We start from the raw sequence: 4,269 nt of genomic DNA, 5'->3' as shown, positions 1-4,269 counted from the left end.
GAGCTACAGGGCTTGCCGGGAGTTCAGTTCGACGTCGCTACATCAGAGGAAGATATTTGGCTAAGGGTAGAGCGCCTCCATGAAAGCGCGCCTCCTCAGCCGACGGCAGTTCTCTTGGCCGCACTGATCGTTCAGTCAAATGCGCCCGCTAAACAGCCAGTCCTGACCACTCATGTGAGTCGGACCAAGTTGGACGAGCTGGGCATTAAAGCGCCCGAATTGCTGGAGGGGGAGGATGCAACTAAGCCTATCTCGATCGAAACGCTGGGCATTAAGCAGCAGCTGGAGCACGAGCTAGCAGGCTATGTCAGCCAGGTTTGGAACCCGTGGGCCGAGAAAGAGAAGGAAGTTCGAAAGACTATCGCTCGGTATTCCGAGTTGTTTGCTAGCTACCAGATGCTACAGGGCAATATCGTGGACGCCCCACTGGAGCTTGTCTGCGGCATAGGCATGGCAATTTGGGACCTTCCAGACGGCAGGTTAGGTTACCCATTGATCTCGAAGCTGGTAGAGCTCTCGATCGATGAGAAGACGCACGCAATTGAGGTGAGGCCTCGCTCACTGGAGCCTCGTATCGAGCTTGATGTGTATACGGCTCTGGACAACCCGGGCGTGGCTGAAGTTGCCAAGGCCGGCAAGGAGCACTTTGCCCGTACCGAATGGCAGATCAGTCCTTTTGCTCCGAGCACGTTCGAGCCGGTGCTGAAAACAGCCTCCTCGTTGCTCGACAGTAAGGGAGGGTATTGGCCATCACAGACGACACCGACTGACCGGCAGTTGCCCAAGCCGACGGAGCATCTGCTAGTTACCGACACCTGGGTGCTGTTTGTGCGGCCGCGCACATCAAGCCTGTTCGTCCAAGACCTTGAGCGGTTCGAGAGCTTGGTAGAGTCTGAGGTTGACCTTAGCCTGCTATCGCCGGCAACGTGGTCGATTCTCGCCGATCCTTCAGAAGAATCAAGCGAGCCCGTGCCGGCCAACTATAGAGGCCTGTCTAACATCGATCAGCATGCAGGCACCGCGGGAAAGGGTAAAGATCTCTTCTTCCCGATGCCTTACAACGATGAGCAGGTTCAGATCGTCCACATGTTGGACCATCAGGATGGTGTCGTCGTGCAGGGACCGCCGGGGACGGGCAAAACCCACACCATCGCCAACGTCATCTCGCACTATCTAGCGATGGGCAAGAGGGTGCTGGTTACTTCAATGAAAGATCCGGCGCTTACGGTACTGCAAGAGAAGCTGCCGCCCGAAATCCGGCCGCTTGCGATCAGCCTGCTGAGTAGTGAGGCGGATGGAATGAAGCAGTTCGAGCACGCGATTCGTCATATTGCGGCAGAAGTTTCACGCATTAACAAAAGCGAGATGCGCACCGAGGTTCGCCAGTATGAGCAGCAGATYGACGCGCTCCATGCTCAGATCGCTAGGACAGAGTTCGAGATTTCACGATGGGCAAAGAAGAATCTTGAGCCGGTCACCCTGGATGCAGAGATCCTGCAGCCATTAGAGGTGGCAAGGGAGGTTGCGGATCACCCCAATGAAGCTGCGTGGATTACTGACGAACTCACGATCGGCCAAGAGCATGTGCCGCAGTTCAGCGAGCCAGACGTCGCCGCGCTGCGCGGTGCGCGCATGGCACTTGGCCCTGATCTTGCTTCATTGGACCACCGGCTTCCCGCCATTGATACATTTCCTGAGTCTGAAAAGCTTCGGCAAGCACACGCGGATCTGGGGCGGCTCGCAGAACTCAATGCTCAGGTCAGCTCTTCTGAACTTCCAGCACTCAGGGACCTTGAGCAGAACACCATTGAGGCAGCAGCTGCTGCGCACCTCAGGGCGGCTGGCTTAGCTCGCACCCGCGAATACCTTGAGCAGACCAATTTTTCTTGGTTGTCTGAGCTTGAACGGCGCATGCGCTTGGCCGGACCTGCAGATGAACTCTTCAAGCTGCTTGCGACCCTGCGAGCCGAAATCACTGATCTTCTGGCCTATCGCACGAGATTTCTTGCGCGGCCGGTAGTACTGCCCGACGGGTCGACGAACAACCCGGAGATCCTGGAGGCTATAGATAACCTTGCGCAAGGCAGAAAGCCTTTCGGTTTGGCTGGACTGTTCGGCAAGAGCGCCGAAAAGAAGATCATTGATCAGATCCAAGTGCTGGGTTCTGCGCCTTCGACGGAACAGGACTGGGATCATGTCCTTCAGTACCTACGCTTCCACCAGAAATGTGTAGAGACGACGGTGCGATGGAACGCCCTCGCGCCTGAGCTCAGTCTCCCCAACTTCGGTACACCGCAAGCCTTGGTGGCTCAAAGCCCCTCATACTTGGAAGCGCTGGAGAAGCTGCAACACTGCTTGCGCGAAGAGAAGTCGCTGATCGAGATATTGCAGCCGCTTTTGCCTTCCTGGCAGGACGTGGCCAAAACGCCTTACACGCCTGAGCGTATTGTGCGGGCGCTTGAGATTCTTGACCACAATCTGACCCGCAATAGACTGGCGAGCACGTGGCAGGTTAAAGATGCTTTCCTTAAAGCATTGGAGTCGACCACGGGCGCCGCCGCACAGGCCATTCGCCAGTTCCTGACGGATAGACTCGGAAAAACTGAGGTTACCGAGGCCGCACTGATGGCGGAGTGGTCGGAGCTCACAGCGGAGCTACGACGCCAACATGGGCTTCGTCCGCTGTTCCAACAAGTGCTAGATGCCACGCGGCTGATCGAGGCCTCGGGCGCTGAAGCTTGGGCCGGCCTACTACGCAATGAGCCCGCGACCTCAGCACATGACGCACAGTTGCCCAGCAACTGGAAACAGCTATGGCGCCTGCGTCGTCTGCTGACGCTGGTCGAATCGATGGATGGTCGCGCAGAGCTTATGCGGTTGTCGCTCCAGCGCAACGAACTCGAAGCAGATCTTTCACGACTGTATCAACGAGCTATCACCACGCGCACCTGGCTGAAGATGGCGGAGAAGGCCACGCCCGCGGTCCGGTCTGCGCTTGAAGCGTATCGCGTAGCAGTCTCCCGTATCGGTAAAGGCACCGGTATACGTGCTCCCCGCTTCCGCAAGGACGCGCGAGATGCGGCGGGGATGGCAAGCCCTGCGATTCCATGTTGGATCATGCCTCACTACCGCATTAGCGAGTCACTTCCGGTCGCGCTTGGTGAGTTTGATCTGGTGATCATCGACGAGGCATCGCAGTCGGATCTTACGGCGCTTCCTGCGCTGCTTCGGGCAAAGAAAGTGCTGATCGTTGGAGACGACCAGCAGGTATCGCCGGAGGGAGTGGGGCTAGAGCAGGCCAAGATACTTAGCTTGATGGGTCAGTTCCTCGGAAATCAGGTTGGCTTGTATCGCCCACAGATGTCGCCTGAAAAGTCGATCTATGACCTTTTCCGGGTAGTGTTCGCACAGGGTCAGATCATGCTGCGGGAACACTTCCGGTCTGTCGCCCCGATCATCGAGTACTCAAAGCGTGAGTTCTACGATCATCAGCTACAGCCCCTGCGGATGCCCAGAACCTCCGAGCGGTTGGATCCGCCATTGATTGATGTGCATGTGGTCGATGGTCTTCGTGGGGACGGGAAGATCAATGAGGGCGAGGTTCGCTTCATTGTTGCGGAGATACGCAAGATCACCAGTGATCCAGCTATGGCAAAGAGGAGCATAGGCGTCGTGTCACTGGTGGGAGGCGAGCAGGCGAAGCTCGTGTGGGATGCAGTCACGCGTGAGCTGGGTGATGAGGTCGTTGAACGGCATCACATGGCGTTTGGCGACGCACGCACATTCCAAGGAAAGGAGCGGGACATCATGTTCTTGTCGATGGTGGTGTCTGGCCGCGCACAAGCCTCATCGCTAGAGATGTACAGACAGCGATATAACGTAGCCGCCTCGCGGGCCCGCGATCGCATGTACCTCGTCCGTAGCATTACGCTGGAAGAGCTGAGCCCGGCGGATAAGCTGCGCGCAAGCCTCATCAAGCACTTCCAGGCTCCATACACTCAGAATGAGGAGGAGGTGGCTGACCTTCGTCAGCTTTGCGAGTCGCCATTTGAGCGAGAAGTGTTCGACGCTCTAATCGAGCGAGGCTACCGCGTACAACCCCAGGTCAAGGTTGGAAGTTACCGAATCGACCTAGTGGTAGAGGGAGAGAAGGATGCCCGTCTGGCGGTTGAGTGCGATGGTGACCGCTACCATGGTCCGGATCAGTGGGATCATGACATGCGGCGACAGCGGGTTCTGGAGCGCGCCGGCTGGCAGTTCTGGCGTTGC

The 4,269-nt window shown here is 57.4% G+C and carries 1 protein-coding gene; it reads left to right on the top strand.

What is annotated here, in order from left to right; all coding sequences use genetic code 11:
• Nucleotides 1–114 precede the first annotated feature (114 nt).
• The coding region (locus AC04MI_RS23790; RefSeq protein ID WP_476498883.1) for an AAA domain-containing protein at nt 115–4,269 on the top strand (4,155 nt) is incomplete at its 3' end.

Source organism: Acidovorax sp. LjRoot204 (assembly GCF_056175785.1).
The sequence above is the reverse complement of the archived record's forward strand: the minus strand, read 5'-3'. Positions and strand labels throughout refer to the sequence as shown.